This window comes from Roseateles toxinivorans (genome assembly GCF_004362525.1).
GTDB lineage: Bacteria > Pseudomonadota > Gammaproteobacteria > Burkholderiales > Burkholderiaceae_C > Paucibacter > Paucibacter toxinivorans.
This window is the reverse complement of sequence record NZ_SNXS01000001.1, coordinates 767,069-785,115: the sequence shown is the minus strand read 5'-3', so window position 1 is coordinate 785,115 and position 18,047 is coordinate 767,069. Positions and strand designations below refer to the sequence as shown.

Here is an 18,047-nt window from a genome sequence, read left to right as displayed (position 1 = left end):
CGGCCCGATCAAGGAGTACACGATGAAAGACCTGCTGGACCAATTGACCCGTGCCGGCGTGCACACCTTGATCGCCCAGTTCACCGACATCTTCGGCGTGGCCAAGGGCAAGTTCGTGCCCCTGCGCCACATCAACGAGTTGCTGACCGACGGCGTGGGCTTCTCCGGCCCCTCGATCTGGGGCACCGGCCTGGCGCGCCATGGCACGCGCTCGGAGTACTACGCCCGCGGCAATGCCAGCACGGCCCAGGTGCTGCCCTGGCTGCCGGGCTATGCACGCATCGTCTGCGATGGTTTCGTCAATGGCGAGCCGTTCGAGGCCTGCACGCGCCAGGTGCTGAAGCGCGCCGAGGCCCGCCTGGCCGAGCGCGGCTGGCATTGCCGCACCGGCATAGAGCCCGAGTTCTTCCTGCTGCGCCCGGCCGAGGGCGGCGGCTGGGTGCCGTTCGACGAAATGGACCGGCTCGACAAACCGTCCTACGACCTGAAAAGCCTGCCCCGCCAGGCCGAGCTGCTGCGCGCGCTGCAAGACACGCTGGAAGCCTGCGGCCTGGATGTGCTGCAGCTCGATCACGAGGACGCGCACGGCCAGTACGAGGTCAACTTCGGTCACGACCTGGCCCTGCGCAGCGCCGACCACCTGATGCTGTTCAAGATGGCCGCGCACGCGATCGCCGAGCAATACGGCGCCACCTTCTCGATGATGCCCAAGCCCTTTGCCAACCAGCCGGGCAGCGGCATGCACTTCCATGTCTCGCTGTGGACCGACCAGGGCGAGAACGCCAAGTGCCTGTTCAGCGACCGCGAGCACGGCCTGTCCAGGCTGGCCCATCACTTCATTGCCGGCGTGCTGCTGCATGCGCCGGCCCTGTGCGCGCTGGCCGCGCCCACCGTCAATTCGTACAAGCGGCTGGTGGTTGGCGAATCGCTGTCTGGCACCAGCTGGGCACCGGCGCACATCGCCCACGGGCCGAACAACCGCACCTGCCTGGTCCGCACCCTACCGGGCCGCTTCGAATGGCGCCTGCCCGACGCCGCGGCCAACCCCTATCTGGCCACGGCCGCACTGATCTCCGCAGGGCTTGACGGGATCGACCGACAGCTGCCGCTGGGCCCGGCTTGCAACGAGGACCTGTTCGCGCTGGGCCTGCCGCAGATCCGCGAACGCGGCATCGCCCAGCTGCCGCAAAGCCTGGAGCAGGCCCTGCATGCGCTGGAAGCCGATGCGGTGATCACCGAGGCTTTGGGCGCCGAGCTGACCCAGGAGTTTCTGCGCCTCAAGCATGAGGAATGGCTGGGCTATGCCCGCCATGTCAGCGACTGGGAGTTGCAGCGCTACGTGGCGCAGTTTTGAAATCGATGAGTCGACAGGCAGACCGCGTCCCGTGGCTGGCCTACGGCGCGCTGGCGTTGAGCACTTCGCTGGTGGGCACCTATGTGGGCCTGTCCAAGCTGCTGGTGCTGGTGTTTCCGGTCTTTCTGCTGGCCTGGCTGCGCTTCGGCATGGCGGCCGTTGCCATGCTGCCCTGGCTCAGGCGTGGCGCGAACGAGCCGCCGCTGAGCGCGCGAGACCGCAAGCTGCTGTTCGTAGAGTCCTTCATCGGCAACTTTCTGTTCTCGATCTGCATGTTGTATGGCGTCAAGGCCAGCTCGGCCTTGGCCGCCGGGGTGATCATGGCGGGCATTCCGGCGGCGGTGGCCCTGCTGTCCTGGCTGGTGCTGGGCGAGCGCATAGCCGGCCGCGTGCTGGGGGCCATCGCCTGTGCCGTGGTGGGCATTGGCCTGGTGGCAAGCAGCCGCAGCGGTGGCGCTTCGGAGGGCACCTTGTGGGGGCCCTTGCTGCTGATCGCCGCCGTGTTCTGCGAGGCCGTCTATGTCGTGGTCGGCAAGCAGCTGACCGGCCAGGTGTCGGCCAAGCGCATCAGCGCCTTGATCAATCTCTGGGGCTTCACCCTGGTCACGCCGCTGGGGCTGTGGCAGGCGCTGAGCTTTGATTTCACGGCGGTGCCGGCCCTGAGCTGGGGCTTTCTGCTGTTCTACGCGCTGGCCGCCAGCATGATCACCGTCTGGCTGTGGATGACAGGCCTGGCCCGGGTGCCTGCAGCCCGCGCCGGGGTGTTCATGGTCTTCCTGCCCATCGCCACCGGCCTGGTCGGCCTGCTGTTCCTCGGCGAGACGATGACCCTGCTGCAGGCCTGCGCCTACGGCCTGGCGCTGCTGGGCGTGGTGCTGGCCACCTGGCCCGAATCGCCACAGCCGGCGCTATCCTCGGCTGTCTGAACCCGACTCACAAGCATGCAAGCTACCCATCTTCGCGTACACCAATTCGCCGGCCTGCTGCCGGGCCCGCGGCTGATCGTTACCGGCGCCGTGCATGGCAACGAAACCTGCGGCACCCGCGCGATCGAGCGCCTGCTGCAGGCGCTGGACAGCGGCGCCCTGCGCCTGCAACGCGGCACCTTGACGGCCATCCCCATCGTCAACCCGCTGGCCTACCAGCGCGGGCAGCGCGAGGGCGAGCGCAATCTGAACCGCAATCTGCGCCCGGCGGTGATCGCGCAGGACTTCGAGGACCGCATCGCCCAGACCCTGTGCCCCTGGCTGGCCGCCAACGACGTGCTGCTGGACCTGCACTCGTTCAATGCCGTCGGCCAGCCCTTTGTGATGCTGGGCCCGCGCAACAACTCCGGGCCGCTGGAGCCCTTCGCGCACGAAGCGGCCGAGGCCGCCATGGCCGCCGCGCTGGGCCCCACCCGCATCGTCGAGGGCTGGCTCAGCACCTATGCACTGGGCCTGCAGCGCCGCGCCGAGCGGCCCCATCACGGCTCAAGCGGATCGCGCCGCCAGAGCCTGGACCAGGACCCGCACTACGGCGTCGGCACGACCGAATACATGCGCTCGCAGGGCGGCTACGGCGTCACTCTGGAGTGTGGCCAGCACGACGACCCGAACGCCCCCGAGGTGGCCTGGCTGGCCATTACTCGCACGCTGGCCCTGCTCGGCATGGTCGATGCAGCCGAGGTGGATCTGCATCAACCCACGCAGGCGCCCGAGTTGCTGCAGCTGTACGAGGTGGTGGATCGAGAGCACGAAGGAGACCAGTTCGCCAAAGAATGGGTCAGCTTCGATCCGATAGCAAAAGGCCAGCTGATAGGCACGCGGAACGATGGCACGCCGGTGCTGGCGCCCGATGCCGGGCGCATCGTCTTTCCCAACACCAGGGCCCAGCCGGGGCAGGAATGGTTTTACCTGGCACGGGCCAGTGAACGCAGGCTCTGAAGATCAGGCCGAGACGCTCTCGGCCAGCAGCCGTCGCGTTTCCTGTCGGGCTGCCGTGGCCAAGGCCGCCACCTTGGCCGGTGGCTCCAGCTTGAGCTTGTGGTCGGACCACACCTGACGCCAGCGCCTGGCACCGGCCGAGCCATTCCACAGCCCCAGCGCATGGCGCATCGCCTGCGGCCAGGTGTTCGGGTGGCCGCCCGTCTGCGTCGCCACATGGCGTTCCAGATAGGCCAGCCACTGCGTTTCAGCCTCTTCGCGAGAGGCCAGGGGATCGGCCATGCCGAAGAAGCGCGAATCCCAGCGGCTCATCGCCCAGGGCTCGTGATAGGCATGGCGGCCGACCATCACGCCATCCACATGGCTCAGGTGCAGCGCGATATCTTCCTCGGTCTGGATGCCGCCGTTGATGACGATGGTCAGGTCCGGGAACTCGCGCTTGAGCTGATAGACCAGCTCGTAGCGCAGCGGCGGAATCTCGCGGTTCTCTTTCGGGCTCAAGCCTTGCAGCCAGGCATTGCGTGCATGGACGATGAAGACCTCGCAACCGGCCTCGGCCACCGTGCCGACGAAATCACGCACGAACTCGTAGCTCTCGACACGGTCGATGCCGATGCGGTTCTTCACCGTCACCGGAATGTCCACCACGTCCCGCATCGCCTTCACGCCATCGGCCACCAGGCTGGCCTCGTTCATCAGGCAGGCACCGAAGGCGCCGCGCTGCACCCGCTCACTCGGGCAACCGCAATTCAGGTTCACCTCGTCATAGCCCCAGTCCTGGGCCAGCTTGGCACACTGCGCCAGATCGGCCGCCTCGCTGCCGCCCAGCTGCAGCGCCACCGGATGCTCCTCGGCATTGAAGTCCAGATGCCGCGGCCGGTCGCCATGGATCAGCGCACCGGTGGTCACCATCTCGGTGTACAGCCGGGTGTGGCGGGTCAGCAGGCGATGGAAGTAGCGGCAATGCCTATCAGTCCAATCCATCATCGGCGCTACACACAAACGCCATGATTTGTCAAGTCCTTTATTCATATCAGACTCAAACAAGTCATTGCTTTCATCTATTCCGCTCATCCCAGTCCCTCTGGCTCATGTTGAAGAGTCAGCACGTGCACTCATAGCTCACCTACCCTACGGTCACATTTTCCCATGCCACCGAAATAACCAGACGGGCCTGATTGATGCAGCCAGGCTAGGCTCTCGCCTTCGCTGCAAACCCACCTACCACCTGGGCGCACAACGGCTGCACGGATGCGGCACAAACTGGCGAGCCAAGCCCGCCGTCGTGCACCCACACTTGAACGACCGTTAGAGTCAGAACTATTTGATGAAGGCATGGTAGGCATTACCGACACCAAACGAAAACGCAATGTATGAACCGATGATTAGCAGCACCGTCGCGATATGAAAGACTGCGCCGGCGCGGCTCCACTCGCTGTGGTAACAATACTGGGCGAGATAGGTGCCTCCGGTGGCAACCGCGCCAAGGAGAACGCCGAGCGCAAACGAAATGAGTGACCAAGCCAACGAGGTTTGCAGAGAACTGATACCTGGCGCAGACTTGGTAACTAGGTTTCCGACGAACGCAAGGAGCGCAACGGTTGCTCCGCCATTTACCAAGATGCTGGTTGACAAGGCAATCTTGGCGGACTCGACGACTGACCGAAACATCTCAGTTCCGCTGTCCACAGTGGCTTTGTAATGCGCGAGATTTCTTTCATGGTCCGCTTTGAACTGGGCTAGATTCGACTCGTGGTTCAGTTTCTGCACTTCGGCGTTGACTGGGGCGTCACCATCCAATGAGTCAAGGAAGGCAAGCAGTGCCTTGATATCAACCGCCTGCTGTCCTGACGCTTTGACATCAACCAGGGCAGATCGAACTTTTTGAATAGGCGACGTTGCGGACATTGTTTTTCAGCGCTCAGACTTTCTGGACAGCTCGTGGATTCATCACCTGGGCAACAACCCGCTGGCCTGGGGTGCCTTGCAGTATCCAGGCTCGCTGGATGAACTGGTCACGGTGCATGCGGGGATGGCCCTGGTGAAATGACAGATCAGTAGGTAGTGCAAAGTGTCTGCGTGCCAATCTTGTTGCAGTAGGTTTGCTTGGGGGTGCTGCTCTTAAGGACATCGGCCCAGGCTTTCTGATTTGACTCGACAGCTGCGTTGTTCTGGTCGATCCGCCTACGAACTGACGCGACTTCCATTGCCATCCTGTTGCATGTCGCGTCCGTGGGGGTAAGGCCGTCCATCTCCAAAATCACTTTATCCAGCCTAACGGCGTCATACGTGTAGGCCCCCAAGGAGGATTGCAGGTACTGGATAGCAAGAGATGCCGTTTCAGGGGATGTCTGTCCGGACTCACCACACCTATGAGCGCTCACCCAGTTTGAAGCGAACTGAGGGTACTGGTAATCGGGCATCTCAGCTTTCTGCGGAGTAGCACATCCGACCAACAAGATAGTTCCAATGATGATAAACGTGGGGAGTAGTTGCATAGATGCGCCAGTGTGGGGACCCGCATTACAACAGAACCGGATTGGTACCCCTTACCTGCGCCTGCCAAAAGTAACGCCACAAGTCGACGCACTACGCCATGCTCGCCAGCGGCCTTTGCGGCACCTTCCTGGGCGCTACGTCGCTGATCTCTCCGCCAGATTCCATCGGCCCCTGATCCAACCGGACGGGGGCCTTTTTCATTCCCGAACCAGAAGACAAGCCCATGAACACAGCCCTCATCTTGATAGTGCAGTACAACGCCCAAGCCATCATCCCAATCGACAAGGTCGTCAAGGACTACTTCCCCCACCTCAGCACTGACAAATTCGTCCGCAAGGTGGCAGTGGGCGACATCAACATCCCGATAATCCGGATCGAGCCGGGCACTCAGAAGAGCGCGAGGGGCGTGCACATCGCCGACTTGGTCAGGTACATCGAAGGCCGACACGAAGTTGCGATCAAGGAAGCCAAGCAGTTGACTGGTACGCGTATTTAACTTGGAACTCGGTGCTACGAAAGGGCTACAGCGATTTCCGGACCGCCTCCAAGCGCTTGATTTATAACGAATTTCCTGGAGTAGCTTGCCAATCCATCATAGGCGCGACGGACAGGCGCCAAGGGTTGTGCGAGGCTGATGCGGGAACGGGATCTGTCACGGAGCGGCGGAGAACGGCTGAGGGAGGACCGGATTATCCCTGCAGACGCCTGCAAGCCCCACACAGGATCCCTATTCGCCCCGCTCAACCAAAGTGATTGCCGGCCAGGCCGATCAACCATAACACCAGCCCGGCGCCTGCCGCAAACACCGTCACCGGCGTCTCGCGCCCGCTGTGATCAATGAAACTCAGGGGGAAACTGAGGCAGTCGAACAGGTATTTCTTCGGATGAGCACAGCCGCCCAGCAGCATCAGTGACAGGCCCGCCGCCTCGGTGGCCGTGAAGGATTCATCGTCGCAGAGCGAGGCGCCGGCCCATATCAGGCAGGAGATGGCACCGGCAATGAAGAAGCCGCAGAGCAGGAGTTCGGTGATGTCGTAGTCGGGGGTGTCATGCATGGACTCGGGGCAGCTAGCGGCCTGAGTGAGTGGCGAAACTGCGCGCATCGTACCGAGTCAAATCCGGCCGCCGCTCAACACCAGTTCACCTGCGGTCAAGCTCGCGGGCTGCCCACTGGCTGCTCGTCCGGATGCCCCTGTACAAGAATGGCTTCAAAAACATCCATGGCGAACACCGTCTCACTCCGGCTTGACCTCGACCACGGCCTTGATCGTCAGCGGCACACCCTTGCGCAGCGAGGCCACGCCGATGACCGAGCGGGCATGCATGCCGGCCGGGCCGAACACGGCGGCGAGCAGGTCTGAGGCGCCATCGAGCACCCTGGCATGGTCTTCGAACTCGGCGGTGGTGTTCAGCGAGCCCTGCAGATCGACGAACTGGGCGACCCGATCCAGCGAGCCCAGCGTCTTCTTGATCGCGGCGATCAGATCAATGCAGGCCGACCGCGCCATGGCGTAGCCCTCGTCAGCGGTGTACTCACGGCCGAGCCGCCCCTTGGGAAGCACGCCATCGACCGGCAGCGGCGCCTTGCCAGACAGAAACAGCAGGTTGCCGCTGCGCACCGCCGTTGCATAGTTGCCCGCCGGGGCGCTGCCGGCCGGCAGCTCGATACCCAGGTCCTTGAGGCGTTGTTCGGCTGTCGTCATCTTGTTGCCTGATGGTTCAGCCCGGAATCTCGGCCTCGACCAACTGCGCCAGCAGCGTCAACGACTCCTGCCAGCCCAGGTAGCAGGCTTCGGTGGGAATGACCTCGGGAATGCCTTCCTGCACGACGTTCAGCTCGGTGCCGCAAAAGACCTGCCTCAGCGAGATCGTCACCTGCATCTCGCCCGGCAGGTTCGGGTCGTCGAAGCGATCGGTGCGCCGGATGCGCTCGTTGGGCACCAGCTCCACATACTGCCCGCCGAAGGAGTGGCTGTGACTGTTGCTGAAATTGGTGAACGACATCCTGTAGCTGCCGCCGACCGTGGCGTCCAGATGGTGGACCTTGCCGCTGAAGCCGTGCGGAGGCAGCCATTTGCACAGGGCATCGGCGTCGAGAAAGGCCCGGTACACCCGCTCTGGCGGGGCACGCAGGACGCGGTGAATTCGAATGGTGCTTGTGGGCATGATGGAGGTTGCTTTCATCCATGGACGAACAGTGGCGCATTCTGCACGGCATCCACAGATCGTCCAAGTCTGCAGGCTCAGACGGCGAGTTCGACCTCGGCCTCGATTTCCACCGCGATGTTGAACGGCAGCTCGGCCATGCCCACGGCGCTGCGCGCATGGGCACCGCGCTCGGGGCCGTAGAGCGCCAGTATCAGATCCGAGAAACCATTGATCACGGCGGGCTGGCTGTGAAAGCCGGCAGCCGAATTGACCATGCCAAAGACACGGCCCCAGGCCTGCACCCGGTCGAGATCACCGAGCGCACGTTGCAGGCTGCCCAGGATGGACAGCGCCGTCAGCCGCGCCGCGTGGTAGCCCTGCTCCACGGTCAAGTCCCGGCCCAGCTTGCCCAACGGCCCGGCCACTGTGCCGTCGGCATTCTGCGCGCTGTGGCCCGACACATGGGCCCGCGAACCGATGATGCGCACGAAGCTGAACGGCAGAACCACGCCGGGCGGCGGCTTGATCGATGGCGGTAGCTGCAGACCAAGGGCCTGCAGCCTGCGGGCGATTTCACTCATCGTGTGCGACTCATGGATGACGACAGCTGAGCATCTTAGTTGCGCCACCGCACTGCGTACGACACTCGACACATGAAGCATGAGGTGGCAGGGGCAAGGGCGCGCCGGCCGCTGCGGGCTGAAGCCTTGCTCGGCCCTGGACGGTCCGGCCTCCCGCCCCCTCTGCCGCGCCAACAAAGCGAGGCTCCAAGCACCGACACCCAGCGGCGAGTCGATCAGTTTCATCTCAGAACGGGTGTCCGCTGCCGCGCCGCTGCCAGACATGGCCGGCCGCGGCGGCTACCAGCCCGACCAGCAGACAGGACACGATCGAAGAGGCATTGGCTGCTCCGTTGATGCCCACCACATCGAGCCAGGCCACGGTCCTCACCTGGCTGGACACATAGGCGCCGAACAGAAACGGGGCCAGGAAGCAGCGCCCGGTCCGGGTGATCGTGCCCAGCGCATTGGCCAAGGCGCTGAGGGCCACCAGGCCGGCCAGCAAGGCCATCGCGGCCTGCGGCGCCAGCACCAGCCAGCGCAGCAGCACCGGCGCTGCGAACAGCAAGCCCAGCAGCAGCCCCGCCAGCCACTGGCGCAGGTAGCGCCGCCCGGCACCTCCCGGCACGGCCGCACCGATGGCGGCCATGCCCGCTTGATGGTCACGCACGCTCAGATCGCTGATCAGCAGGCCCCAGACCAGAACGATGGCACCGAGCAGGGCCGGCAGCTGCGCGGCATCGCCAAAGCTGCCGAGCACGATGGCCAGCGCCCCCAGTGGCACTGTCACAGGATGGGCCATCAACGTCAGCAGCGCGTCGGCCAGCACCTGCCCGCCCAGACCCGGCATGCGGGCGGCCGGCAGCAGCAGGCGCCCGAGCGCAGCACCCAGCGGTTGCGTCAGCCAGCGCAGCCACGCCAATGGGGCAGACAGGCGCCGGCCTGGCGGCTGCGGCCTGACCCTGTCGGGCGAGAAGCGGTGAAACAGCAGCAGGGCCAGCAGCAGCGGCAGCAAGGACAGCAGGGCCGAGCCCAGGCGCATGCCGACCATCTGCGCGGTCCAGAACTCGGCAGGCAGCTGTAGTGCCGGCAGCGCCGCATTGAACTCACCGGCGCCGATCTCGATGTTCGACTGACCGGTGATCTGTTCGAGCCGGCTGGGCAGCAGGGCCAGGCCGGACGTGTCCAGCAGCGTCCAGCTCGGGATGCGGTGCTGGCCCAGGCTGGCAGGCAAGGTAGCCAGCTGGGCGATCCAGATCACGAAGTACAGCAGGTCGCCGCGCTTGCCCATCAGCGGCGCCCAGGCGTCGCACAGGGTCGCCATGGCGGCGCCGAACATCAGGCCGGGCAACAGCTGCAGGGCGTACATCTGCAGATAGACGCCCGGCTCGAAGGCGGCCTCTCCCCGCACCGCATGCAGAACGAACATGGTCAACAGCAAGGCCAGCATCAGCCCGCACAGATAGGCCACGCCGCCGGCCCAGCGCGAGATCAACAGCTGCGCATTCGACACCGGCGTCGCCGCCAGCACCGCGGCACTGCCCGCTCGCAACTCCTCCTGGCTGCGCCCGCGCAGCAGGAAGAAGCCGACCAGGCCCATCAACAGCGAGCCCAAGGTTGCGGTGCCGGCCGCCAGCGCCGTGCTGTCGTACAGGACCCGTGCATCGCCAATCGCGATCATCGCTTCACCACCGGCAGGGTCGATCACCATCAGCCATGACAGCAGCACCACCGCCAGCAAGACCACCAAGGTGCTCAGGCGCCGCGCACGCAGGCGCAGCTCATTGAGCACCAGCGCATTGAAGGCCAAGGCATTCATGCAGCGAGCCCCAGCGGGTGCTGCTGCGGCAGCGCATAGCGCTGCGACATCAGCGCTTCTTCAAGGCTGGGCTCGGCCACATGGGCGCCGTCGCAGGGACGGTGCTCATGGGACATGCGCACGCTGATCAAACGCCCTTGCCGCTGCGCATGCAGCACCTGGACCTGGCCGCGCAGCGCCTCATAGGCCCCGAGCTCCATGTCGGCCGTCCAGACCTGACCCTGGGCCTGCTGCAGGATCGCCTCCGGCGTCTCGAAGGCCACTAGCCTGCCCTGGCGCATGATGGCCAGGTGCTGGGCCATGTTCTCGATGTCGGACACAATGTGGGTGGAGACAATCACCAGCTTCGAGAAGCCGATCTCGCTGAGCAGGTGGCGAAAGCGCAGCCGCTCCTCGGGGTCCAACCCGGCGGTGGGTTCATCGACGATCAGCACATCCGGGTCATTCAACAGGGCCTGCGCGATGCCCAGCCGCTGGCGCATGCCGCCCGAGAAACTGGCCGCCAGGCGCTTGCCATGCTCGTGCAGATTCACCAACTCGAGCAGGCGCCGAATGCGCGCCGGGTCGCGCACGCCCTTCAGCGCGGCGAAGTACTGCAGGAACTCGAGCGCCGTCAGGTGCGGATAGACGCCAAAGTCCTGCGGCAGATAGCCCAGGCGGCGGCGCATCAGTTCGGGCTTCTTCGCGATGTCCTGCCCGTCGAGCAGGATCTGGCCGCTGCTGGGCTTGCCCAAGGTGGCGATCATCTGCATCAGCGTGGTCTTGCCGGCGCCGTTGTGGCCGATCAAGCCCAGCACGCCGGGCTTGAGCTCCAGTGACACACCGTCCACCGCCCTGAGCTTGGGACCATAGGTCTTCACCACGTTTTGAATGCTGAGCATGCGAGCTTTCCTTCAAGAAGCTCGCAGGATAGGCAGGCCGCTCAGCCGGCGCGGCGGCGAATCGACAGGCTGCAGAGTCGCGCGTACAGAGCGCAGCAGTCAGCGATGAACGTCAACTGTTCAGAAGAGCCCTGAAATACGCCCCTGCCCATCCACATCAATGCGCTGCGCCGATGGCGCCTTGGGCAGGCCGGGCATGGTCATGATGTCGCCGCAGACGGCGACGATGAACTCGGCCCCGGCCGCCAGCCTGACCTCGCGCACATTCAGTGTGTGGCCGCTGGGTGCGGCGCGCAGCTTGGGGTCGGTGCTGAACGAATACTGGGTCTTGGCAATGCATACCGGCAGGTGGCGATAGCCCAGCGCCTCCCACTCGCTGAGCTGGCTCAGCACCTTGGGGTCGGCCGTGACCTCGGCCGCGCGGTAGATCTTGGTCGCCACGGTGCGGATCTTGTCGAGCAGCCCCAGATTGTCGTCATACAGAAAGCCGGTTTGGGCCGCACCGCTCTCGCAGGCGGCCACCACTGCATGGGCGAGGTCCTGCGCACCGGCGCCGCCGTCCGACCAATGCGTGGCCAGCACGCAGCGCACGTCCAGGGCCGCGCAATGTGCCTCGATGAGCGCAATCTCGTCGGGCGTGTCACTGCTGAAACGGTTGATCGAGACGATGCAGGGCAGACCGTAATGCGTTCGCACGTTCTCGACATGGCGGTCCAGATTGGCCAGGCCCTTGCGCAGCGTGTTCAGGGTGGCGCTCGATGCCAGCTTGGGATCGGCTCCGCCGTGGTATTGCAGCGCTCGCACCGTGGCCACCAGCACCGCCGCTGAAGGCCGCAAGCCGGCCTTGCGGCACTTGATGTCGATGAATTTCTCGGCCCCCAGATCGGCACCGAAGCCGGCCTCGGTGACCACATAGTCGGCCAGCTTCAGGGCTGCCTGCGTGGCCATCACCGAGTTGCAGCCGTGGGCGATATTGGCGAAGGGCCCGCCGTGGATGAAGGCCAGATTGCCGCCCAGCGTCTGCACCAGATTCGGGGCCAGCGCGTCCTTCAGGAGCGCGGCCATCGCGCCATCGGCCTGCAGCTGGCAGGCCGTCACCGGCTGATTGTCGCTGGTGTAGCCGATCACGATGCTGCCCAGCCGCCGCTTCAGGTCGGTCAGCGAGTTGGCCAGACAGAGGATGGCCATCACCTCGCTGGCCACGACGATATCGAAGCCGTCCTGCCGTGGATAGCCATTCCCCGGGCCGCCGAGGGCCACGACGATGTCGCGCAACGCGCGGTCGTTCATGTCAACCACCCGTTTCCAGCTGATGCGGCGCTGGTCTATCTCCAGCGCATTGCCGTGGTGGATGTGGTTGTCGATCAGCGCCGCGAGCAGGTTGTTGGCCAGCGCGATGGCGTGGAAGTCACCGGTGAAGTGCAGATTGATGTCTTCCATCGGCACCACCTGGGCATGGCCGCCGCCGGCGGCCCCGCCCTTCATGCCGAAGCAGGGCCCCAGAGACGGCTCGCGCAGGCAGATGATGGTGTTCTTGCCGATCAGGTTCAGGCCGTCGCCCAGGCCCACCGTGGTGGTGGTCTTGCCCTCGCCCGGCGGGGTCGGCGTAATCGCCGTCACCAGCACCAGGTGCCCGTTGGGCCGAGCCTTGAGGCTGGCGATGTGCTGCAGGCTCAGCTTGGCCTTGTAGTGGCCGTAGGGCGACAGCTCATCCTCGGGGATGCCCAGACGCCGTGAGGCCAGCGGGATCAACTTCTGGAGCGTGGCGGCTTGCGCGATCTCGATGTCGGACGGCTGTGGGCGGAGCATGGCGGTCTCTCGCTGGGGGTGGGCGATAAGCCGGCAAGCCCGCAGTGCCCTCAAGGCTTGCCAGCTCCCGGCATTGCGCTCGGATCAAGCGCCCGGCCATTGTGCCTTGCCCGGCAGGCCATGCAAGACCTGCCCCCGCAGGGGCGCCATGACTACTTCAGCCCACGCAGCGGGTGGGTGTCCGGTGTCCAGGGGCTCTCGAAGAAGGCCGCCACCATCTCGGCGCTGACGTCCTCGACGCGGGCCGGGTTCCAGCGCGGCGTATGGTCCTTGTCCACTGCAAGCGCACGTATGCCCTCCACCGTCTCGCTGTCGGCGCCCGGGCGCAGATGGAAGCAGCGGTGCACCAGATCGCGCTCCATGCGCAGGTCGTCGGCCAGGCTCAGCTTGCGGGCGCGCTTGAGCTGCTCCAGGGTCACGGCCATCATCAGCGGCGAACGCTTGTTCAAGGTGGCCAGCGTGTGCGCAGACCATTCATCGCCGGCAGCGGCCAGAGAGGCCATGATCTCGGGCAGCGAGGGCGCGGCGAAGTGTTTGTCGATGGCCACGCGATGGCTGGGTTGCTCGGCCGCCGGGGCCAGCTCGGCATGGGACATCACGGTGGCCACCACATGCTCGGCGCTGGGTTGGTCGCCCTTGAGCAAATCGTCCAGCATCGCCGTCCAGGCGCTGGCGGGCACGAAGACATCGCCCAGATCCAGCGCAATGGCGTCGCCAGCACCGATGGCAGCGCCCGTCAGCGCCAGCCATTCGCCGGTGCGACCCGGGCACTGGCCCAGGAACCAGCCTCCGCCGACGTCGGGGAACAGGCCGATATTCGTCTCCGGCATGGCCAGCTTGCTGCGCTCGTTGAGCACGCGCAGCTTGGCGCCCTGGCTGATGCCCATGCCGCCACCCATGACCACGCCGTCCATCAGGGCGATATAGGGCTTGGCGAAGTTGTGGACAGCATAGTTGAGCGCGTATTCCTCGGTGAAGAATGCTTCCAGCGCGGCGTCACCGGCAAGCGCTGCCTGGTGGAAGAAGCGAATGTCACCGCCAGCGCAGAAGGCCGGTGGCTTGCCTTCGCGCCCTGCCCCCAGCACGACCACGGCCTGGATCTGCGGAGCCTGCGCCCAGTGCTTCAGCAGCGCCGTGATGTCACGGATCATCGCCAGCGACAGCGCGTTCAAGGCATTCGCCCGGTTCAGGGTGATCACCCCCAGGCAACCATTGACCGTGGCAAGCACCTGGCCGTCGGAAATCAAGGCGGGTATCGAGGCAGAACTCAGCGAAGCCGTCATGGGCGAAGTCTCCATTGAAAATCGAAAAGATATCAGTGGCTGCGCCGGCGCAGGGCCAGCGCTTCGTTGGCGGCCAGCGCGCCGAGCACCATCAGGCCACCCACCAGGGTGGCCTGACCCAGCTGCTCGCCACCCCAGGCCCAGGCCCAGAGCACGCCGAACAGCACCTCGAGCTGGCCGAGCAGCGAAATCTCGGGGCCAGGCAGGGTGCGGGTCAGCCTGACCACAAGCAGGCAAGGCAGGGCCAGCTGGAACACGCCCAGCAGGGCCAACAGCGACAGATCATGCATCGAGGCCTGGAAGGGCCAGGCCAGCGGCAGCACGCTCAAGGCCGAGATCAGCGCGCCCAGCAGCACCGCGGGCAGCATGTCGATCGGAGCCTCATCGCTGGCCTCGGGGTCGCCCTTGCCATGGGAGATGTGCTGCAGCAGCGTCCAGTTGACGGCCGCCGACAGCGGCACCGCCAGCGCCACCAGCACGCCCAGCAGCGACTGCGCATCGCCGCCGCCGGCCTCGTGACCGAACATCCAGCCTATGCCCAGCGTGGCCACCAGGATCGCGACCCAGGTGCGCAGCGGCAGATGGTGCTTGAGAAATACGCGCGAAAACAGCGCGGTAATCAAAGGCCCCAGCGCCATCGTCACCAGCACATTGGCGACCTTGGTCAGGGTAATGGCCACCATGAAGGCGGTGAACATCACCGACCAGCACAGGCCCGAGATCCAGACCTGCCTGGGCGCCCGCAAGAGCTGGCCCCACAAGGCCGTGCCACGCATGAAAGACAGCGCCACGATCAGCGCCAGCGCATTGAAGGCGCTGCGCCAGAAGGTGACCTCGAAGCTGCGCGCGCCGTCCAGATGGCGCGAAACGACACCCGCCGTGCTCCACAGCAGGGTCACCAGAATCATCAGGAAAACAGCGCGGCGGTGCGTCATGTAATTGAGAGCGGCCCCTGTAGGGCCGCGGGAGTCAGGCTGACTTAGGAGCGCGAAGCTCTCTTGCGTTCGTTCTCGGTCAGGTGGCGCTTGCGCAGACGCACGCTCTTGGGCGTGATCTCGACCAGCTCATCGTCCTCAATGAATTCGACTCCGTACTCCAGCGTCAGGTCGATCGGCGGCGTGATCTTGATCGCGTCTTCCTTGCCGCTGACCCGGAAGTTGGTCAGCTGCTTGGTGCGCGTCGCGTTGACGACGAGATCGTTGTCGCGGTTGTGGATGCCGACGATCATGCCTTCATACACCGGGTCGTTGGGCTTGACGAACATGCGGCCGCGGTCGTCCAACTTGCCCAGCGCGTAGGTGAAGATTTCGCCGGCGTCCATCGAGATCAGCACGCCGTTCTTGCGGCTGGCGATATCGCCCTTGTGGGCCTCGTAGCCGTCGAAGATATTGCTGATCAGTCCCGAACCGCGGGTCAGGTTCAGGAACTCGTTGGTGAAGCCGATCAGGCCACGGGCCGGAATGCGGTACTCGAGGCGCACGCGGCCACGGCCGTCCGGCTCCATATTGACCAGTTCGCCCTTGCGCTCGCCCAGCGCCTGCATCACGCCACCCTGGTGGATTTCCTCGACGTCGGCGGTCACCAGCTCGATAGGCTCATGCTTCTCGCCATTGACATCGTGGAACACCACGCGCGGCTTGCTGACGGCCAGCTCGTAGCCCTCGCGGCGCATGTTTTCCAGCAGGATGGTCAGGTGCAATTCGCCGCGGCCCATCACCTCGAAGATGCCGTCTTCGCCGGTTTCCGAAACGCGCAGCGCGACGTTGCTTTGCAGCTCTTTCTGCAGGCGGTCCCAGATCTGGCGGCTGGTGACGTACTTGCCTTCGCGACCGGCCAGCGGGCTGGTGTTGACGCAGAAGTTCATCGTCAGGGTCGGCTCATCGACCTTCAGCATGGGCAGCGGTGCCGGGTCGGTGACGCTGGTCACGGTCACGCCGATGCCGATGTTTTCCAGACCGTTGATCAGCACGATGTCGCCGGGGCCGGCTTCGGTGGCCTGGACGCGGTCCAGGCCCTGGAAGGTCAGCACATTGTTGACGCGGCCCTTGAAGGACTTGCCGTCAGGCCCCTCCATCACCAGCACGTCCATCGCCGGCTTGATCGTGCCCTGGCTGATACGGCCCACGCCGATGCGACCGACGAAGGTCGAGTAGTCCAGCGCCGAGATCTGCAGCTGCAGCGGCGCGTCCGGGTCGCCCTTCTGGGCCGGCACATGCTGAAGCACGGTATTGAACAGGGCCGACATATCGGGGCCCCACTGCTCGCCGGGCGCGCCTTCGGTCAGCGAGGTCCAGCCATTGATGCCGGAGGCATAGACGACCGGGAAGTCGAGCTGCTCGTCATTGGCGCCCAGCTTGTCGAACAGGTCGAAGGCGGCGTTGATCACGGCATCGGGCTTGGCACCCGGCTTGTCCACCTTGTTGACGACGACGATGGGCTTCAGGCCCAGCGCCAGCGCCTTCTTGGTCACGAAGCGGGTCTGCGGCATCGGGCCTTCCTGGGCGTCGATCAGCAGCACCACGCCGTCGACCATGGACAGTGCGCGTTCCACTTCACCGCCGAAGTCCGCGTGGCCCGGGGTGTCCACGATATTGATGTGGGTACCTTCCCAGCTGACCGCGCAGTTCTTGGCCAGGATGGTGATGCCGCGCTCGCGTTCGATCGCGTTGCTGTCCATCACCGTGTCGACGACCTTCTCGTGCTCGGCGAAGGTGCCGCTTTGGCGCAGCAGTTGGTCAACCATAGTCGTCTTGCCATGGTCAACGTGCGCGATGATCGCGATGTTGCGGATTTGCTTGCTCATAAACTACTTTCGGGATGTTGGAGGCCCTGCACCTCCAGGGGACTCAACAATCGGTCGGCGATCAACTCGCCAGCGGTGATATGCGCGCTGCCCAGGAAGGCGTGCGTTTGGGGACCATAGACGCGCACCCGGGGTGCATCGTCGGCAGCGACGCGGCGACGCAGGCCGGTCAGAAAGCGACCGGCTTCGGCGTCGTCAAGGCTGATGCGCGGCCAGTCGCTGAGCAGGCTGTCCGCCGGCTGCAACAGGGCTTCGCGCTGTGTTTCATTCATCTCGGTCAGGGCCTCTATCGTGACCGCGGATGCAATCGTCAAGGGGCCGCTGGCCGTGCGGCGCAAAGCGCTCAGATGGGCACCGCAGCCCAGGCGCTCGCCGATGTCTTCGGCCAGCGTGCGGATGTAAGTGCCCTTGCTGCAGACCACGGCAATCTCCAGCCGGTCATGCTGCCAGGCCAGGATGTCAATGCGATGAATCAATACCTGGCGGGCCGGGCGTTCGATCTCGATGCCTTGGCGGGCGTACTCGTACAGCGCCCTGCCCTCGTGCTTCAGCGCCGAATACATCGGCGGCACCTGCTCGATCTCGCCCACAAACGCGGCGCAGGCCGCTTCGACCTGCTCGCGCGTGACGTTGACCTCGCGCGTGCTCAGCACGTCGCCCTCGCCATCGGCGGTGCTGGTCGTCTGACCCAGCTTCAGCACGGCGGTGTAGGCCTTGTCGGCGTCCAGGCTGACCTGGCTGAACTTGGTGGCCGCGCCAAAGCACAGCGGCAGCAGGCCGGTGGCCAGGGGGTCTAGCGTGCCGGTGTGGCCGGCCTTCTCGGCGCGCAACAGCCATTTGGCCTTCTGCAAAGCGTCGTTGCTCGACAGGCCCAGGGGCTTGTCGAGCAGCAGCACACCGTGCAGGGCACGGCGGATCTGCCTGGGGCGACGTTCGGACAGAACAACGTTCATGGTGCGGGAAGGG

General features: G+C 65.1%; 17 protein-coding genes. 4 read left to right on the top strand and 13 right to left on the bottom strand.

Annotated features, from left to right (window positions below):
- Window positions 1-22 precede the first annotated feature (22 nt).
- Genes glnT through DES47_RS03610 form a run of 3 tightly spaced genes read left to right on the top strand, consistent with a single transcriptional unit; the run spans window position 23 to window position 3,279 of the window.
- On the top strand, window positions 23-1,354 hold the full coding sequence (gene glnT / locus DES47_RS03620; protein WP_133699274.1) for a type III glutamate--ammonia ligase: 1,332 nt from the start codon (window positions 23-25) through the stop codon (window positions 1,352-1,354).
- Window positions 1,355-1,359: 5 nt separating this feature from the next.
- On the top strand, window positions 1,360-2,280 hold the full coding sequence (locus DES47_RS03615) for a DMT family transporter (RefSeq protein ID WP_133699273.1): 921 nt from the start codon (window positions 1,360-1,362) through the stop codon (window positions 2,278-2,280).
- A gap of 15 nt (window positions 2,281-2,295) precedes the next feature.
- On the top strand, window positions 2,296-3,279 hold the full coding sequence (locus DES47_RS03610; protein ID WP_133699272.1) for a M14 family metallopeptidase: 984 nt from the start codon (window positions 2,296-2,298) through the stop codon (window positions 3,277-3,279).
- A gap of 3 nt (window positions 3,280-3,282) precedes the next feature.
- Here the strand turns inward: DES47_RS03610 and dusA are convergent, their stop codons facing one another.
- Entirely contained in the window at window positions 3,283-4,266 is a 984-nt protein-coding gene (gene dusA / locus DES47_RS03605; RefSeq protein WP_243748139.1) for a tRNA dihydrouridine(20/20a) synthase DusA, read from the bottom strand.
- A 333-nt stretch (window positions 4,267-4,599) separates the two neighbouring features.
- The gene (locus DES47_RS03600) at window positions 4,600-5,187 is read right to left on the bottom strand and encodes a hypothetical protein (RefSeq protein WP_133699270.1); all 588 of its coding nucleotides are present in this window, start codon (window positions 5,185-5,187) and stop codon (window positions 4,600-4,602) included.
- An 814-nt stretch (window positions 5,188-6,001) separates the two neighbouring features.
- Between DES47_RS03600 and DES47_RS03595 the strand changes: the two genes are divergently transcribed.
- Window positions 6,002-6,274, top strand: a complete 273-nt coding sequence (locus DES47_RS03595; RefSeq protein ID WP_133699269.1) for a pyocin activator PrtN family protein — start codon at window positions 6,002-6,004, stop codon at window positions 6,272-6,274.
- Between the two features lie 244 nt (window positions 6,275-6,518).
- On the opposite strand, the gene DES47_RS03590 is transcribed toward DES47_RS03595, so the two are convergent.
- The 11 genes from DES47_RS03590 to truB all read right to left on the bottom strand — a co-directional run bounded on the left by DES47_RS03590 (window position 6,519) and on the right by truB (window position 18,034).
- Complete coding sequence (locus DES47_RS03590) at window positions 6,519-6,833, bottom strand: hypothetical protein (RefSeq protein ID WP_133699268.1); 315 nt, start codon at window positions 6,831-6,833, stop codon at window positions 6,519-6,521.
- 180 nt (window positions 6,834-7,013) lie between these two features.
- On the bottom strand, window positions 7,014-7,481 hold the full coding sequence (locus tag DES47_RS03585; protein ID WP_133699267.1) for a RidA family protein: 468 nt from the start codon (window positions 7,479-7,481) through the stop codon (window positions 7,014-7,016).
- Between the two features lie 16 nt (window positions 7,482-7,497).
- Window positions 7,498-7,944: an SRPBCC family protein gene (locus tag DES47_RS03580; RefSeq protein WP_133699266.1), complete on the bottom strand. Its 447-nt coding sequence runs from the start codon at window positions 7,942-7,944 to the stop codon at window positions 7,498-7,500.
- A 77-nt stretch (window positions 7,945-8,021) separates the two neighbouring features.
- Window positions 8,022-8,507, bottom strand: coding sequence for a RidA family protein (locus DES47_RS03575; protein WP_133699265.1), 486 nt, complete (start codon window positions 8,505-8,507; stop codon window positions 8,022-8,024).
- A 226-nt stretch (window positions 8,508-8,733) separates the two neighbouring features.
- A complete protein-coding gene (locus tag DES47_RS03570; RefSeq protein WP_133699264.1) occupies window positions 8,734-10,305 on the bottom strand; it encodes a hypothetical protein in 1,572 nt (523 codons plus the stop codon).
- Complete coding sequence (locus DES47_RS03565) at window positions 10,302-11,186, bottom strand: ABC transporter ATP-binding protein (RefSeq protein WP_133699263.1); 885 nt, start codon at window positions 11,184-11,186, stop codon at window positions 10,302-10,304. The genes DES47_RS03570 and DES47_RS03565 overlap by 4 nt, the downstream gene beginning before the upstream one ends.
- 120 nt (window positions 11,187-11,306) lie before the next feature.
- Window positions 11,307-12,995 (bottom strand): formate--tetrahydrofolate ligase, encoded by a 1,689-nt coding sequence (locus DES47_RS03560; RefSeq protein WP_133699262.1) that lies wholly within the window; start codon window positions 12,993-12,995, stop codon window positions 11,307-11,309.
- Between the two features lie 152 nt (window positions 12,996-13,147).
- On the bottom strand, window positions 13,148-14,278 hold the full coding sequence (locus DES47_RS03555) for an enoyl-CoA hydratase/isomerase family protein (protein WP_243748138.1): 1,131 nt from the start codon (window positions 14,276-14,278) through the stop codon (window positions 13,148-13,150).
- Between the two features lie 32 nt (window positions 14,279-14,310).
- On the bottom strand, window positions 14,311-15,213 hold the full coding sequence (locus DES47_RS03550) for a DMT family transporter (protein WP_133699260.1): 903 nt from the start codon (window positions 15,211-15,213) through the stop codon (window positions 14,311-14,313).
- A gap of 44 nt (window positions 15,214-15,257) precedes the next feature.
- Window positions 15,258-17,081: a translational GTPase TypA gene (gene typA, locus DES47_RS03545; protein ID WP_133699259.1), complete on the bottom strand. Its 1,824-nt coding sequence runs from the start codon at window positions 17,079-17,081 to the stop codon at window positions 15,258-15,260.
- The gene (gene truB / locus DES47_RS03540; protein WP_133699258.1) at window positions 17,078-18,034 is read right to left on the bottom strand and encodes a tRNA pseudouridine(55) synthase TruB; all 957 of its coding nucleotides are present in this window, start codon (window positions 18,032-18,034) and stop codon (window positions 17,078-17,080) included. Before truB ends, typA begins: the two co-directional genes overlap by 4 nt.
- Window positions 18,035-18,047: the final 13 nt, after the last annotated feature.